The 14,493-nt window shown below is 45.3% G+C and carries 11 protein-coding genes; 4 read left to right on the plus strand and 7 right to left on the minus strand.

What is annotated here, in order from left to right; all coding sequences use genetic code 11:
* The first annotated feature begins 84 nt into the window (after window positions 1-84).
* Window positions 85-912, plus strand: a complete 828-nt coding sequence (locus ADP71_RS05060; RefSeq protein ID WP_019958959.1) for a PhzF family phenazine biosynthesis protein — start codon at window positions 85-87, stop codon at window positions 910-912.
* A gap of 41 nt (window positions 913-953) precedes the next feature.
* Here the strand turns inward: ADP71_RS05060 and nusB are convergent, their stop codons facing one another.
* The 6 genes from nusB to ADP71_RS05090 form a co-directional block, all read right to left on the minus strand.
* On the minus strand, window positions 954-1,382 hold the full coding sequence (nusB, locus tag ADP71_RS05065; RefSeq protein WP_019958960.1) for a transcription antitermination factor NusB: 429 nt from the start codon (window positions 1,380-1,382) through the stop codon (window positions 954-956).
* Window positions 1,383-1,396: 14 nt separating this feature from the next.
* Window positions 1,397-1,864 (minus strand): 6,7-dimethyl-8-ribityllumazine synthase, encoded by a 468-nt coding sequence (gene ribH, locus ADP71_RS05070; protein WP_019958961.1) that lies wholly within the window; start codon window positions 1,862-1,864, stop codon window positions 1,397-1,399.
* Window positions 1,865-1,959: 95 nt separating this feature from the next.
* Window positions 1,960-3,054: a metallophosphoesterase gene (locus ADP71_RS05075; RefSeq protein WP_171460946.1), complete on the minus strand. Its 1,095-nt coding sequence runs from the start codon at window positions 3,052-3,054 to the stop codon at window positions 1,960-1,962.
* 28 nt (window positions 3,055-3,082) lie between these two features.
* Entirely contained in the window at window positions 3,083-3,745 is a 663-nt protein-coding gene (locus tag ADP71_RS05080; protein WP_019958963.1) for an HAD hydrolase-like protein, read from the minus strand.
* A gap of 76 nt (window positions 3,746-3,821) precedes the next feature.
* Window positions 3,822-6,146: a YgiQ family radical SAM protein gene (locus tag ADP71_RS05085; protein WP_171460947.1), complete on the minus strand. Its 2,325-nt coding sequence runs from the start codon at window positions 6,144-6,146 to the stop codon at window positions 3,822-3,824.
* Window positions 6,147-6,335: 189 nt separating this feature from the next.
* A complete protein-coding gene (locus tag ADP71_RS05090) occupies window positions 6,336-6,848 on the minus strand; it encodes a hypothetical protein (protein WP_019958965.1) in 513 nt (170 codons plus the stop codon).
* Between the two features lie 202 nt (window positions 6,849-7,050).
* Between ADP71_RS05090 and gshA the strand changes: the two genes are divergently transcribed.
* The 3 genes from gshA to ADP71_RS05105 all read left to right on the plus strand — a co-directional run bounded on the left by gshA (window position 7,051) and on the right by ADP71_RS05105 (window position 11,812).
* Window positions 7,051-8,361: a glutamate--cysteine ligase gene (gene gshA, locus ADP71_RS05095; RefSeq protein ID WP_026353642.1), complete on the plus strand. Its 1,311-nt coding sequence runs from the start codon at window positions 7,051-7,053 to the stop codon at window positions 8,359-8,361.
* Between the two features lie 246 nt (window positions 8,362-8,607).
* Window positions 8,608-9,621, plus strand: coding sequence for a tryptophan--tRNA ligase (gene trpS, locus ADP71_RS05100; protein ID WP_104931640.1), 1,014 nt, complete (start codon window positions 8,608-8,610; stop codon window positions 9,619-9,621).
* 202 nt (window positions 9,622-9,823) lie between these two features.
* Entirely contained in the window at window positions 9,824-11,812 is a 1,989-nt protein-coding gene (locus tag ADP71_RS05105) for a UvrD-helicase domain-containing protein (protein ID WP_171460948.1), read from the plus strand.
* 115 nt (window positions 11,813-11,927) lie between these two features.
* Here ADP71_RS05105 and glnD read toward each other — a convergent pair whose 3' ends face one another.
* Window positions 11,928-14,492, minus strand: coding sequence for a [protein-PII] uridylyltransferase (gene glnD / locus ADP71_RS05110; protein WP_171460949.1), 2,565 nt, complete (start codon window positions 14,490-14,492; stop codon window positions 11,928-11,930).
* Window position 14,493 lies beyond the last annotated feature (1 nt).

Below are 14,493 nucleotides of genomic sequence, written 5' to 3' on the forward strand. Positions count from 1 at the left end.
GTGACTCAAGCGTTCTGTAAACATTTACAGGACGCTTGAGTTGTGGCTGATAAAGTAAAAATAGATGACTTTGAAAGGGATGTCATGCAATTGAAGCAATATATAGTCGATGCGTTTACCCAAACTTTGTTTGGCGGCAATCCTGCGGCAGTGGTGGTGTTGCCTGCTTTTTTAAGCGATGATTTGATGCAGCAAATGGCAGTTGAAAACAATTTGTCTGAAACGGTTTTTGTGGTGCCACAAGGGCAGAAATATCAAATTCGTTGGTTTTCGCCGCTGACGGAAATCGAATTTTGTGGCCATGCCAGCTTAGCGAGCGCGTATGTATTGCACCATTTTTATGGCGCAGGCGAACACATTGTGTTTGAGTGTGCTTTATTGGGTGAATTTACCATTGAGGTGCAAGCCGATGGTTTAATCCGTATGGCGTTTCCAAAACGTGAAGCGGCGGCGGTGGCGTCTGTGCCTGAGGCGTTGTTAAACGGTTTGTCACATCAGCCGCAACAAGTTTTGCGCAGCGCACAAGCTTATTTTGCCATTTATGATGATGAACAAGCAGTGCGCGATGTGACGATTAATGCGGCATTGTTAAAAACCTTGGCGCCTTATGATGTGGTGGTTACCGCAGCCAGTACGCAAGAATTTGACTTTATATCGCGTTATTTTTGGCCTGCCAATGGAGGTGATGAAGACCCTGTGACAGGTTCGATTTATGCAGGCTTGTTTCCTTATTGGTCGGAGCGTTTGGGCAAAACCAACCTTTGTGCCAAACAAGTTTCCAAACGCGGTGGTGTCGTGTATGGAGAGGTGCAAGCGCAAAAAGTGTTGGTGAGCGGTTATGCGTGTTTGTTTGCACAATGCGAGTTGTTTGTGCAAACTGCGGTATCTGTGAATGAAACAAGCGTCCTGTAAAGGTTTACAGGACGCTTGTTTGAACCGAATGGTTAAAAAGATTATTTGCGTGGTGGGTCGTTAGGACGCAATTGTGGTGCCAATTTGTCTAAAATGCCATTGACGAATTTGTAGCCATCGGTGCCACCAAAAGTTTTGGTGATTTCGATGGCTTCATTGATGATGACAGGGTAAGGTGTTTCTGGCATTTCACGCAATTCGTAAGTGGCCATCAACAAAACCGCGCGTTCAATTGGGCTGACTTCGTCCAAAGCACGGTCTAAGTGTGGCAACATCAAGTTCAACAATTCTGTTTGGGTTTCAAACGCATTTTCAAATACTTGGTTGAACAAAGGTTCATCGGCTTTGAAAAATTGTTCGTTGTCCAACAAATTGTTGCGGATGTTGGTTGCGGTCAATTCGCTGTTTAATTGGGCTTGGTACAAACCTTGTACCACAAATTCACGCGCGCGGCGGCGGGCAGTTTTCATAAATAAATTCCTTGTTATTCTTCGTTGTCTGCCACATTGATTTGTGCCAACAAGTTCGCCAATTCAACCGCTACCACAGCAGCTTCTTCGCCTTTGACGATGCGAGCAATCGCTTGTTCGTCGTTTTCTGTGGTCAAGATGGCATTGGCAATCGGGATGTTGAAATCCAAACCCACGCGGGTAATGGCCGCGCCTGATTCGTTGGCAACCAATTCAAAGTGGTACGTTTCACCGCGAATGATGACGCCCAAAGCAATCAAAGCATCATAATCGCCAGTGGCTGCCAGATTTTGCAAAACCAAGGGTACTTCCAAAGCACCTGGTACAGTCGCAACAGTGATGTTGTGTTCTAAAACACCCAATTCCAATAATTTGCTGATACACGCTTGGCGCAATGGCGTGCCGATTTCATCGGTGAAACGGGCTTGAACCACGCCGATACGCAAATGACTGCTTTGATGGTTGACTGCTAAGGTTTGCATTTAAAATCCTTTCTGAGCAAACAACGGCGCTTCAAATGGGCGCCGTTGATAAACGAATGACGTATTATAGCCTGAATATGGGCAGTTCGCTGCCCCTATTTGCCTGTGATGTGGATGATGACCACTTCTGAACGGGTACCCAAACGAAATGGCAAGCCCCAAAGCCCCAAGCCTGAGGTCACAATCAATTGATTGTTGTCTATATGGTAATGCCCATAAGGATAGGTTTGAAAAAAGCCAATCAAAGCCGTCATCGGGAAAATTTGTCCGCCATGGGTATGTCCTGACACCGTCAAATCTGCGCCTGCATGAGCCAAAGCTTGCATTTGTTCGGGGACAGGTTGGTGGTCGATGACTACCACAGGCATATCACTTTGCGGCAACAATTGGGCAGCAGGCAAGCGTGGCTCGACTTTGTCACGCCGCCCAATTAACACCAATTGTTCACCAATTTGTACACGCTCATCACGCAAAACAGTGAAACCAGCGTCCTGTAAGTCTTGTACGATGTCTGCTTGTACTTGGCGATAATTGTCATGATTGCCTAAAACCACATATTTCCCCAACGGTGCTGACAGTTGTTGCATGTATGGGTGCATGTTCAGCGTGCGATAATCATCAGGCAAATCATCCATCACATCGCCTGCCAATAATAAAATGTCTGCTTGTTCGCGCTGTAAAATCTCATTTAAGGCTTGTAAATGGTGTTTGCCTATGAATTTGCCCAAGTGCGTATCGGCAACCAAAGCCACTTTAATGGGTTCAGACATGGGTTTGTCGAGTTTGACTTGGTAATGTACCGTGGTGGGTGAATATGCTCCATACAAACCGGCTGCAATCACCGCCATCCAACTCAGTGGCATGGCGATGAGCAAGCTGGTGTGGAGGATTTTGGCAGACATGAAGCGTTTGCCTATTGAATACCATGCGATTGCTGCCACGACAAACATCACCGCGTAAGAGGTGAACAACAACAAACCCATTGTGCCACGCCAGCGCAAGGTGGGCATGGCGGCATTGAAAACCCACATCAACACATCGCCTATCACAACAGCAGCGAGCATAAAGACCCAAGCATGCTTGCATTGAGGCTTGAATAGTTGAACGTAGCGGTAAAATCCCCAACCGACAAACAGCCAAAGAAATTGTAATAAGGCGAGGCTGCCCCAAAAAACCAAAGGATTTCTCATATTTGAATATCAATAATAGAAGGAAGATTTAAGCGTCCTGAAAGTGTTCTAACACGTTCAATAAGTCGGCAAAAGTGTTCATTTGAGCATCGGCAGGCGATTGTTGCCATTCTGCTGTGCTGCCATAGCCATAAGACGCACCGATGACAGGCATACCATTGGCACGCGCACCCAAGACATCAAATTCTCGGTCACCAACCATAATGCACTTATCGGCAGACAAATCATGGGTGTGTAATATATGTGCAATCAATTCGCCTTTGTTGGTGCGTGTGCCATCCAGTTCGCTGCCATGAATGGCGGTGAAATAGGGCGACAATCCGAAGTGTTCCAAAATGCGTTTGGCGTAAACAGTCGGTTTTGCCGTTGCCAAAATCAAGGCATAACCTTGTTGTTGTAGGGTGTTTAAGGTTTCAGCAACGCTGGGATAGACTTCGTTTTCAAACAAGCCGATATCACCAAAACGCTCGCGATAGCCTGCCAAGGCTTCTTCGGTGAGATGTTGGTATTCAGGTGGTAGCAATTGTTCTAAAGAAGCGTGTAAGGGTGGACCAATACACCAATCCAAATCTATTTCTTCATGAATCGGATGACCCACTTTGGCCAAACCGTAACGGATGCAAGTGGTGATGCCGATTTTAGGGTCGGTCAAAGTGCCGTCTAAATCTAATAAAATGGTGTGTACAGACATGATTTTTGATGAATGAATGGGGTAGAAAAAACACCATAGCATGCTATGGTGTGGTGTAGGTTAAGCTTAGCGTTTATTAACGGGCTTTTGGCTTGCTAGGTTTGGCGCGGCGACTGCTGTTATTGCCATTGCTGTGTGCGCCTTTACCAGCGTCCTGAAAACGCTCGCTTGGGTGCCAAGCGGTACGTGCGGTTTGGGTTTTGGTCTTGCTGCCTGCATGGTTTGGACGGTTGTTGCCTAAGACTTTTTTACCGCCATTACTGGCTGTGGGTTTGTGTTCGTGCCCCGTTGTCGACAAGCGTTTGCTACCTTTGCTTGGCGGTTCCCAGCCTGCAGGTTGTGTCGGTGGAATCAGATGTTTTTTGCTGTAACCTATCAAATCTTCACGACCCATCTCCACCAAAGCTTCGCGTATTAACGGCCAGTTGTCAGGCAGATGATAACGCAAGAAAGCTTTGTGCAGTTTACGACGCTTGCCTTCTTTGACGATGTCGACTTTATTAGAGCTGCGAGACAATTTTTTCAACGGATTGCGACCGGTATGCCACATGGTTGTTGCCAAAGCCATTGGGGTTGGCATGAAGGTTTGCACTTGGTCGAGGCGGAAATTATTGTCTTTGAGCCACAAAGCCAAATTCATCATGTCTTCGTCTGATGTGCCAGGATGCGCCGCAATGAAATACGGAATCAAATATTGCTCTTTGCCTGCTTCTTTACTGGCTTTTTCAAACAACTCTTTGAAACGGTCGTATTTTTTCATTTCAGGCTTCATCATCATCGACAATGGACCCGCTTCGGTATGTTCAGGCGCAATTTTCAAATAGCCGCCAACATGGTGCGTCACCAATTCTTTGATGTATTCAGGGCTTTCTACCGCCAAATCGTAACGCAAACCCGAACCGATGCTGATTTTCTTGACGCCATCAATCGCCCGAGCTTTGCGGTATAACTCAATCAAAGAAGTGTGGTCAGTGTTCAAATTAGGGCAAATATCAGGCCATACACAAGACAATTTACGGCAGTTTTTTTCGATGTCGTGTGATTTACACGCCAAACGGTACATATTGGCAGTCGGACCGCCCAAATCGGAAATATAGCCTTTGAAACCGTCAACTTTATCGCGAATTTCTTCAATTTCTTTCAATACCGATTCGTGTGAACGGCTTTGAATGATGCGGCCTTCGTGTTCGGTAATCGAGCAGAACGTACAACCACCAAAACAGCCGCGCATGATGTTGACCGAAAATTTAATCATTTCCCAAGCAGGGATGTGGGCATCGCCATAGCTTGGATGGGGATTGCGTGCGTACGGCAAGCCAAACACATAATCCATTTCCTCGGTAGTTAATGGAATAGGAGGGGCGTTAAGCCACACATCGCGCTCGCCATGCAATTGCACCAAAGCGCGCGCATTGCCTGGATTGGATTCCAAATGCAAAGTACGGCTGGCGTGAGCGTACAATACAGGGTCATAAGCTACCGCTTCAAAGCTCGGAATGCGCACCACTTGTTGGTGGCGCTCTTGGCGGCGTGCTTCAGCACGTTCTTTGGCCGTCATGAATACCACTGGTTTGGCGTGTTCTTTAACGTCGTTGTCGCGAGCGGCCAATTCTTCAGGGCTGAGCTCTTGATAAGGATTTAAAATTGTATCGACTTTACCTGGTACGTCAACAGTGGTGGAATCGATTTCAATCCATTCTTGGTTGTCTGGCGTTTTGCCATGAGGTACCAAAAATGCGGTGCCACGCACGTCGCGAATGTCTTTAAAACGTTCACCTGCCGCACGGCGGTGGGCAATTTCGACCACCGCACGTTCGGCATTGCCATATAGCAACAATTCAGCTCGTGCATTGATGAGGACAGAGGGACGTACTTTGTCCGACCAATAATCGTATTGGGCAATGCGGCGCAAACTCGCTTCAATGGAGCCTATCATGACGTCCACGCCAGGATAAGCCTCTTTACAGCGTTGTGAATACACAATCACCGCGCGGTCAGGACGCTTATTGGGTGCAGCATGAGGCGTATATGCATCATCGGAGCGGGGTTTTTTATCAGCCGTGTAACGGTTGATCATCGAGTCCATATTGCCAGCGGTCACGCCGAAGAACAAATTCGGTTCGCCCAATTCACGAAATGCAGCCGCAGAAGTCCAATCAGGTTGTGAGATGATGCCAACACGGAAGCCTTGGGCTTCTAGCAAGCGACCAATCAAAGCCGAACCAAAGCTAGGATGGTCAATATAGCAGTCGCCTGAAACCAAAATGATGTCGCAAGAATCCCAACCCAATTCGTCCATTTCGGCGCGGGTAGAAGGTAAAAAAGGCGCAGTGCCAAAGCGTTTGGCCCAGTATTTTTTATAAGAAAAAATCGGCTTTTGTGCCGAAGGATGTGTGTTCATGGATTTGTCTGAATCTAGGTCTTTTTAAGCAAGCGCTATTTTCGCACAAATCGCGCTCAAAAGGCAGGATGGATGCATGCAAAGATTGAAAATAAACGTGATTTTTTAAATTGAAAGCGTTTAAAAATCCGAAACTTACGTTTCGGATGTGGAATTGATATATAAATGCTGCGTTCAAAAAGAGCGGCCTTAACGCCAATTCACGCCATTGTCTTTGCCCAAAGCTTGGATTTTTTGGTGGGTAATTTGGATGTTGTCATCAGCTTGTTGTATTTGTCGTTGTGAGCGCTCTATGGTTTGTGTGGCACGTTGATGTTGGTCGGGGCTTAAGGCAATTCCTGTGCGCAGGTTCAATTGCAGTATTTGATCTAAAGCGCTGATCATTTGGCGATTGTGATCGCTCAACTCGTTGCGCAAAGTGCGCACTTCATTGGATTTAAAATCCAATTGGGCGATGGCTTGATTGTAAACTTGAAACTGATGGTGAATCTCTTTTGCCACTTGCATTTGTGTTTCAATGCTTTGGGCTTGTTCTGCTTGCTGAATCAGTTTTTGGCTATTGCTTGCAGTCATGCCTGATTCATACATTGCTTGGTCCAAGGCAATCAAATCTTTTTTGATGTCATTGCCACAAGCGGACAGAACAAAAACGGTGAAAAGCAGACAAATCCATTTGTATGGGTATGATTGAGAGATATTCATATACTTTTTTTGCATGAGTTAATGACGATAAGGTTTTGCGTCTGTGGCCAGTTACTGCCATGATACAGTCTAATTTGTGTCGCTTTATTGCGATAGTATCAAAGGTAAGCTGTGTTAGAATCCATCCCATTTTGTTGGTTTTTTGCTTGTTTCCCACCACAAAAATAATGATTTTGTTAATTTTTCAGAAAGCATAACGCTTATGAATATCTCGATGTTCGATCAATTTGAACAACATGCTGCCGTGTTTCAGCAAGTGATTTTGGACAAACAAAGTGAAATTGAAGCTTGGTTTCGTACCAAATGGCAACAACACCGTCCACCATTTTACGGGTCGGTAGATTTGCGCAACGCAGGTTACAAAATGTCTTCAATCGACATGAATTTGTTTCCAGGTGGCTTCAATAATATCAATGCTGATTTTTTGGCCGCGGCTGTATTGGCAGCGCAAGACGCAGTAGAGCGTGCTTGTCCTACGGCAAAATCCATTTTGTTGATTCCTGAAAACCACACTCGCAATACGTTTTATTTGCAAAATGTGTATGCATTGAGCAAGATTTTAGAGTCGGCAGGCTTTGTCGTGCGCATAGGTTCTTTGAATGCGGAAGTAACCGAAGCAACCGCTTTTACCACTGCTTTATGTGATGAGCTGGTCTTAGAACCTGTGGTGCGTACAGGCAATCGTTTGGGTTTGGCTGATGGCTTTAACCCATGTTTGGTGTTGTTGAACAATGATTTGTCAGGTGGCGTGCCTGAAATTTTGCAAAACATTGAGCAAGTGATGTTGCCACCGATTAAAGGGGGTTGGACCACACGCCGTAAGACACAACATTTTGCCGCTTACAATCAAGTGGCTGATGAGTTTGCAGCCGTCATTGGCATTGATGCTTGGGATATCAATCCTTATTTTGAGCAAGCCAATGGCTTGAATTTTCATGAGCGTGAAGGTGAAGACCAATTGGCAGACGTGGTGCAGCGTTTGTTGGATAAAATCCAAGCCAAATACGATGAAAAAGGCATTACCGACACGCCATTTGTGATTGTCAAAGCCGATGCGGGTACTTATGGTATGGGTGTGATGAGTGTGAAATCTGCCGAAGAAGTACGCAAACTCAATCGCAAAAATCGCAATAAAATGGCGGTGATTAAAGAAGGCTTGGAAGTGTCTGAAGTGATTGTGCAAGAAGGCATTTACACTTATGAAAAAGTTGGTGAAGCAGTATCTGAACCTGTTGTGTATATGATGGATCGCTTTGTCATTGGCGGTTTTTACCGTGTCAATGAAGCGCGTGGCATGGATGAAAATCTTAATGCCACAGGCATGCGCTTCATTCCTATGGATCAAGAAGTGCCGTATCAATGTGAAGATGCCGACAAACGCCATTTTGAACAATGGCAAAATGTGGGCGTGGCAGACCACAGCTTGCCTGCGACTGCTGAGCGCAATCGTTTGTATGTTTATGGTGTGATGGCACGTTTGTCTTTATTAGCGGCGGCAATTGAATTAGAATAAGCAACTCTTAAGTCGATGAATCGGAATTGGCATCACATGAACACAGCATTAATCACCCATAATTTGCCTGAGCGCCCAATTGTTTTGGTGGCTTTGGTGCGTGCTGCTTGGCAGCAGGGTTGGCGTGCGTGCGTGCGTTTCGGTTGATGTAAAGACTTACACCAGTTTCAAAGCCTTTAAAGCGTCCTGTAAGTTGTTTACAGGACGCTTTTTATATCTGAATATCTCAAGAAAGAAGAAAACGTCATGACTGAACAAAAACGTGTTTTAACCGGTGTCACCACCACAGGCACGCCGCATTTGGGTAATTATGTGGGTGCAATTCGCCCTGCGGTTGCTGCAACGCAAGAGGCGGGCGTGGACTCGTTCATTTTCTTGGCAGATTATCATGGCATCATCAAATGCCACGAGCCTGAACAAATTCACGAGTCGACTTTAGCCGTGGCGGCAACGTGGCTCGCTTGTGGTTTGGATGCGGACAAAGTCACGTTTTACCGTCAATCGGATGTGCCTGAAATCATGGAGCTCAATTGGATTTTCAACTGCATTTGCGCCAAAGGATTGATGAACCGCGCCCACGCTTACAAAGCGGCAGTACAAGCGAATGTGGATGCAGGTGTGGAAGACACCGATCACGGCGTGGAAATGGGTTTGTATTGCTATCCTGTGTTGATGGCGGCGGACATTTTGATGTTCAACGGCACGCATGTGCCTGTGGGACGCGATCAAATCCAACACATTGAAATGGCGCGTGACATTGCAGGCCGCTTTAATCACCGTTTCAAAGAATTGTTTGTTGAGCCCGTTGCGGTGGTAGACGAGCATACGGCGATTTTGACGGGTTTGGATGGTCGCAAGATGAGCAAATCTTATGGCAATACCATTCCTTTGTTTGAAACCGAGAAAAAATTGCGCAAATCAGTGATGAAAATTGTCACCAATAGTTTAGAGCCGGGCCAACCTAAAGAAGTGGAAGGCAGTACTTTGTTTGAAATTTACCAAGCATTTTCAAGTGCGGATGAGCAATTGCAAATGCGCCAAGCTTACGCCGATGGCATCGCTTGGGGTGAGGCCAAACAAATTGTGTTTGAAGCCATCAATGCGCAATTGGCGGAAAAACGCGAACGTTATGCTGTGTTGACTGCCAATCCTAGCCAAATTGAAGAAGTTTTGCAGTTTGGTGCAGCCAAAGCGCGCAAAGTGGCGCAAGAGCGTTTAAACCAAGTGCGTGATGCTATTGGTATTCGTGCTTTGAAATAATTCTTTGTACATTGCAATAATATAAAGCGTCCTGTAAGCATTGACAGGACGCTTTTTTAGATTCAATTCATAATTAATTCTTAATTAAACATAATGCATTTAAAATATATTTTCATTTCAATAAACATAAACAAAATCATCACACCTCACCCAAACCATCTAAAAATGTTAAAATTCTGACCTCTTCAAAAAAAATGTCAACATGCAATTAAACCAACAACAACAGCAAGCCGTTTTGTATCTTGATGGTCCTTTATTGGTCTTGGCAGGTGCAGGCAGTGGCAAAACCAGTGTGATTACCAAAAAAATTGCCCATTTGGTGAATCATGCTCATTATCCTGCGCATCAGATTGCGGCGATTACTTTTACCAATAAAGCTGCCAAAGAAATGCAAGAGCGTGTGGCAGGGCTTTTGAGCAAACAGCAATGCCAGCAATTGACTGTGTCGACGTTTCACTCATTGGGCATGCGTATTTTGCGAGAAGAAGCGCCTTTGGTAGGCTTGAAGAAAAAATTTTCTATTTTTGATTCAGGTGACAGCGCCAAGATTTTGCAAGAATTGTTGCAAACCAGTGGCAAAGATGCTTTGTTTCGGGCCCAACAATGCATTTCATTGTGGAAAAATGCGTTCAAAACCCCTGAGCAGGCTTTGGATGACGCTGCCAATGAGTGGGAAAAGCAAATTGCTTTGGTTTATGCGTCTTATCAAGAAACCTTGTTGGCTTATCAAGCGGTGGATTTTGATGATTTGATTCGCATCCCCACTTTATTGCTGCAAAACAATGCTGAAGTGCGTTACAAATGGCAAAGCCGTTTGCGTTATTTGTTGGTCGATGAGTGTCAAGACACCAATGAATGCCAATATGCTTTGCTCAAATTGTTGATAGGTTCGGATGGAAAATTCACGGCTGTGGGCGATGACGATCAAAGTATTTATGCTTGGCGTGGTGCCAATTTGGAGAATTTGCGTTTGTTGCAGCAAGACTATCCAAATATGAAAGTCATCAAATTAGAACAAAATTACCGTTCAACTTCGCGCATTTTGCGCATTGCCAATAAAGTTATCAGCCACAATCCCAAATTGTTTGAAAAAAAATTGTGGAGCGAATATGGTTTGGGCGAAATGGTGCAAGTGTTGGCGTGTAAGGACGAAGAACACGAAGCCGATACGGTGGCCAGCAAGATTGCATTTTTGAAAAACAGCCATCCAAATGTCAAATTGTCGGATTTTGCCATTTTGTATCGTGGCAATCACCAAGCCAAACGGTTTGAAGAGGCTTTGCGCAGCAGTCGTTTGCCTTACAAAATGTCAGGTGGACAAAGTTTTTTTGACCGTGCTGAAATCAAAGATGTGATGGCATATCTGCGTTTACTCAATAATCCAGATGACGATCCTGCATTCATTCGTGCTATTACCACGCCCAAGCGTGGTATCGGTGAAAGCACTTTGACACGCTTGAATGAATTTGCGCGCGATCATAATTTGAGTTTGTACCAAGCTGCTCAACAATTGGGTGCTTTGTCGACTTTGAACAGTCGTGCTAAGCAAGATGTGCAAGCGTTTATGCTGGGTTTTGCCAAATGGCAAGATTTGGCTGAACATCAAGATGCAGGCGATTTTTTGTGGCAACTTTTGGATGAGATTCATTACGAAGCCCATTTGTTGATGTTAGAAGAAGGCAAAGCCGGTGAAATCAAATGGCGCAATGTGGTGGAATTACAGCGTTGGATTGCCAATAAAGGCGAAAAAGATGGTAAAAATATTTTGGAGGTGGCACAAACCATTGCTTTGATGACGCTGCTTGAAGGCAAAGACCAAGAAGAAGTGGATGCGGTGAATATGATGACGTTGCATGCATCCAAAGGTTTGGAATTTCCGTGTGTGTTTTTAGTCGGTTGTGAAGAAGGCGTGTTTCCGCACCGTGACAGTGTGGATGAGGGCATGCTCGATGAAGAACGCCGTTTGATGTATGTGGGCATTACTCGTGCCAAACGTCAGTTGTTTGTGACCCATTGTGTCAAACGTAAAAAAGCGGGCGAATGGCAATTTATGCCGCCGAGCCGCTTTATTGATGAAATGCCATCTGATGACATTCAAATTTTAGGGCGCAAAAATACTGCTCCGATTGTATCCAAAGCCGAAGGCAAAAGCCGCTTATCGGGCATGATGAACATGCTCAAAGACAAATAAATTACCATCCGCCCAAAAAACCTTACAGGACGCATACAAGCGTCCTGTAAGGGTTGGGTTGTCATACTGTTGACAAATATGCAGTGGCTTGGTGGCTCATGCATCAAGCTTATTGTTATGTTGTTAATACCTCTAACAAAGTTTGTTTTAATGCCAATTGGGTTTTGGTATCTTCTAAACTGGCCGATTTGATTAAGAAGGTGTCTTCTACGCGCGCATCCAAAGTCATGATATGAGCATGTATTAAGCTGATTTCAAAATCTGACAATACTTTGGCAATATTGGCCAGCAAGCCACGGCGGTTGGCGGTGATGATGTTCAACACATAAACATGCGCTTGTTTGCCGCTGTCTTCTTCATACAGTTGAATTCTGGGGGCAATTTGCGTGTGACGAATGCGGCGTGAAGCGGGGCGTGGGGCTGGAATGTTAATGTATTTGCCCAAAATAAAATGCCCTAATGTGGCCTGTAACATCGCTGCAATATCAGGATATTCATCTTCGTCAAAACCATCTGGAATCAGCAAATAAAACGTGTCCAAAATGAATTGGTGGTTGGTGACATAAGCGCGGGCGGTCAAAATATCCAAATTTTGTTGGTTGAAAATGGCACACAATTGCGCAAATAGTTTTGGTGCATTGGGCATGAAAACCATGACTTTCAAGGTTTTCAAAGCGACATCAATCTTAATGCTCGCTTGTGGCTCGTTTTCGCGGCTTATCAATTGGCTGACATGCCATTGGATGTCTTGTTTTTCATGCCGCACCCAATACGAAGGTCCTAAAATATGCCACAAAGCACGTTGATTTTTTTCAGAATGCCCTTGCTGATCTAAGATGGTAATGGCTGCTTGTTGGCGGCGGCTGATGGTAATGCGTTGGTTGCTGCCTAAGCCTGACAAAGTTTTTAAAGCGGCCTGAAACAGGTTTTCCAATAATCCTGCTTTCCAATCGTTCCAAATTTTTGGATTGGTACCGCGTATGTCTACCACCGTCAATAAATACAAAGCCACCAAGCGGTCACGGGTTTTGACATGTTGGCAAAAACGGTTGACGACTTCAGGGTCGGAAATGTCTTCTTTTTGTGAAGTGGTTGACATAATCAAATGGTCTTCTACCAGCCAACACAACAAATCGGTTTCATAATTGGTTAAAAAATGGTCTTTGGCAAAAGTACGTGCATCGTCCACGCCTAATTGAGCGTGATCGCCGCCACGACCTTTGGCGATGTCGTGGAACAATGCCGCCAAATACAGGACGGTTTTGTAAGGGAAGCTTTCCATTAAGCCTGAGGCAAAAGGCAGTTCGTGGCTGTGTGCGGTCAAAGCCAAGCGGCGCATATTGCGCACCACCATCAAAATGTGGTCGTCGACAGGGTAGATATGGAACAAATCGTGTTGCAACAAGCCGACGATTTTGCCCCAAGGTTTGAGGTAGCGCCCTAAAATGCCATATAAGTTTAAAAAGCGCAAAATGTGGGTCACACCTGTACCATGGCGGAAAATGGAAATGAACATCAAACGGTTTTCGACATCGGCATAAAACGAGTCATCAATTTTTTGCGCTGCCAACCACCAAGCCCGCAAAGTGCGTGGGGCAATCAAATCCAAATCAGGATGGTTTTGTATCACGCGCAAAATATTGAAAATCTCACGCGGTTGTTGCTGAAACAGTTTGATGTTGCGTACGGCAATGGCCGTGCCGACTTGGTAATAATGTTCGTCAATATCATGAACGATGCGCGGCAAGCTAGAAAACACACGACCTTTGAGCATGGGCAGCAAAATACCGTTGAGCTGTTTAACGGTTTTGATGGCACGATACAATTGTTTCATCAATTGTTCGCTTTTCATGCTCGAATCATTGTCTTTGAAGCCAAGTCGTTCGGCTACTTGGCTTTGCAAATCAAAAATCAAACGGTCTTCTTCACGTCCTGCCAATAAATGCAATTCAATGCGCATGCGTGCCAATTGTTTGTGGCTGTGCATCAATAAGCCCGCTTCAGGACGGGTCAATATGCCTTCGTGCACCAAAGTCAAAAAATGTGGTCGCAAGCCTTGTGCTTTGGCCAACCACAACATGGTGTGTAAGTCGCGTAAGCCACCAGGACAAGTTTTGATATTCGGTTCTAATTGGCTGGTTGCACCGCGTGATTTGTTGTGGCGTTGAGATTTTTCCAGCAGTTTGCCATCAATAAAAGTGGCAATATCACGTTGCAAATTGAGTTTGGCTAAAAAGTCATCGGCCACTTTGTGATTGCCACACACAAAGCGTGCCTCTAGAAATGCAGTATCGCTGGTCAAGTCTTCTTGTGCTGACAATAACAATTGGCGGATGCTGCCGATTTTAGCAGCAGGTGCCAAGCCGACATCCCATAAGGTTTGTACAAAACGAGCGACTTGCTGTTCTTCTGCCTCGCTTAAAATATGCGTGCTGACAATGGCCAAATCCACATCAGAATGCGGATACATTTCTTGGCGACCGTAGCCGCCGGTGGCAATCAGGCAAATGGGCATATTGATAAAAAACTCTTGCCACAATCTGCCCAAACAACGGTCTAGTTCCGCGCCATAAGCTTCAAAAAAGCGTGAAGGATGGCGATGGCTTAAATAGTCTTGAGTGATGTCTTGTTTGCGTGAGCGCAATTCTTGGCGCAGGCAGTTAATCAGTTCAGCATTCATG

Origin of the sequence: Vitreoscilla sp. C1 (assembly GCF_002951955.2) — a bacterium.
GTDB lineage: Bacteria > Pseudomonadota > Gammaproteobacteria > Burkholderiales > Neisseriaceae > Vitreoscilla > Vitreoscilla stercoraria.

Bases quoted from the DNA above. Each gene is read 5' to 3' on its own strand.
- nusB (WP_019958960.1), bottom strand. From the start codon at position 1,382: ATGAAAACTGCCCGCCGCCGCGCGCGTGAATTTGTGGTACAAGGTTTG.
- trpS (WP_104931640.1), top strand. From the start codon at position 8,608: ATGACTGAACAAAAACGTGTTTTAACCGGTGTCACCACCACAGGCACG.
- ADP71_RS05080 (WP_019958963.1), bottom strand. From the start codon at position 3,745: ATGTCTGTACACACCATTTTATTAGATTTAGACGGCACTTTGACCGAC.
- ADP71_RS05060 (WP_019958959.1), top strand. From the start codon at position 85: ATGCAATTGAAGCAATATATAGTCGATGCGTTTACCCAAACTTTGTTT.
- ADP71_RS05090 (WP_019958965.1), bottom strand. From the start codon at position 6,848: ATGAATATCTCTCAATCATACCCATACAAATGGATTTGTCTGCTTTTC.
- ribH (WP_019958961.1), bottom strand. From the start codon at position 1,864: ATGCAAACCTTAGCAGTCAACCATCAAAGCAGTCATTTGCGTATCGGC.
- gshA (WP_026353642.1), top strand. From the start codon at position 7,051: ATGAATATCTCGATGTTCGATCAATTTGAACAACATGCTGCCGTGTTT.
- ADP71_RS05085 (WP_171460947.1), bottom strand. From the start codon at position 6,146: ATGAACACACATCCTTCGGCACAAAAGCCGATTTTTTCTTATAAAAAA.
- glnD (WP_171460949.1), bottom strand. From the start codon at position 14,492: ATGAATGCTGAACTGATTAACTGCCTGCGCCAAGAATTGCGCTCACGC.
- ADP71_RS05075 (WP_171460946.1), bottom strand. From the start codon at position 3,054: ATGAGAAATCCTTTGGTTTTTTGGGGCAGCCTCGCCTTATTACAATTT.
- ADP71_RS05105 (WP_171460948.1), top strand. From the start codon at position 9,824: ATGCAATTAAACCAACAACAACAGCAAGCCGTTTTGTATCTTGATGGT.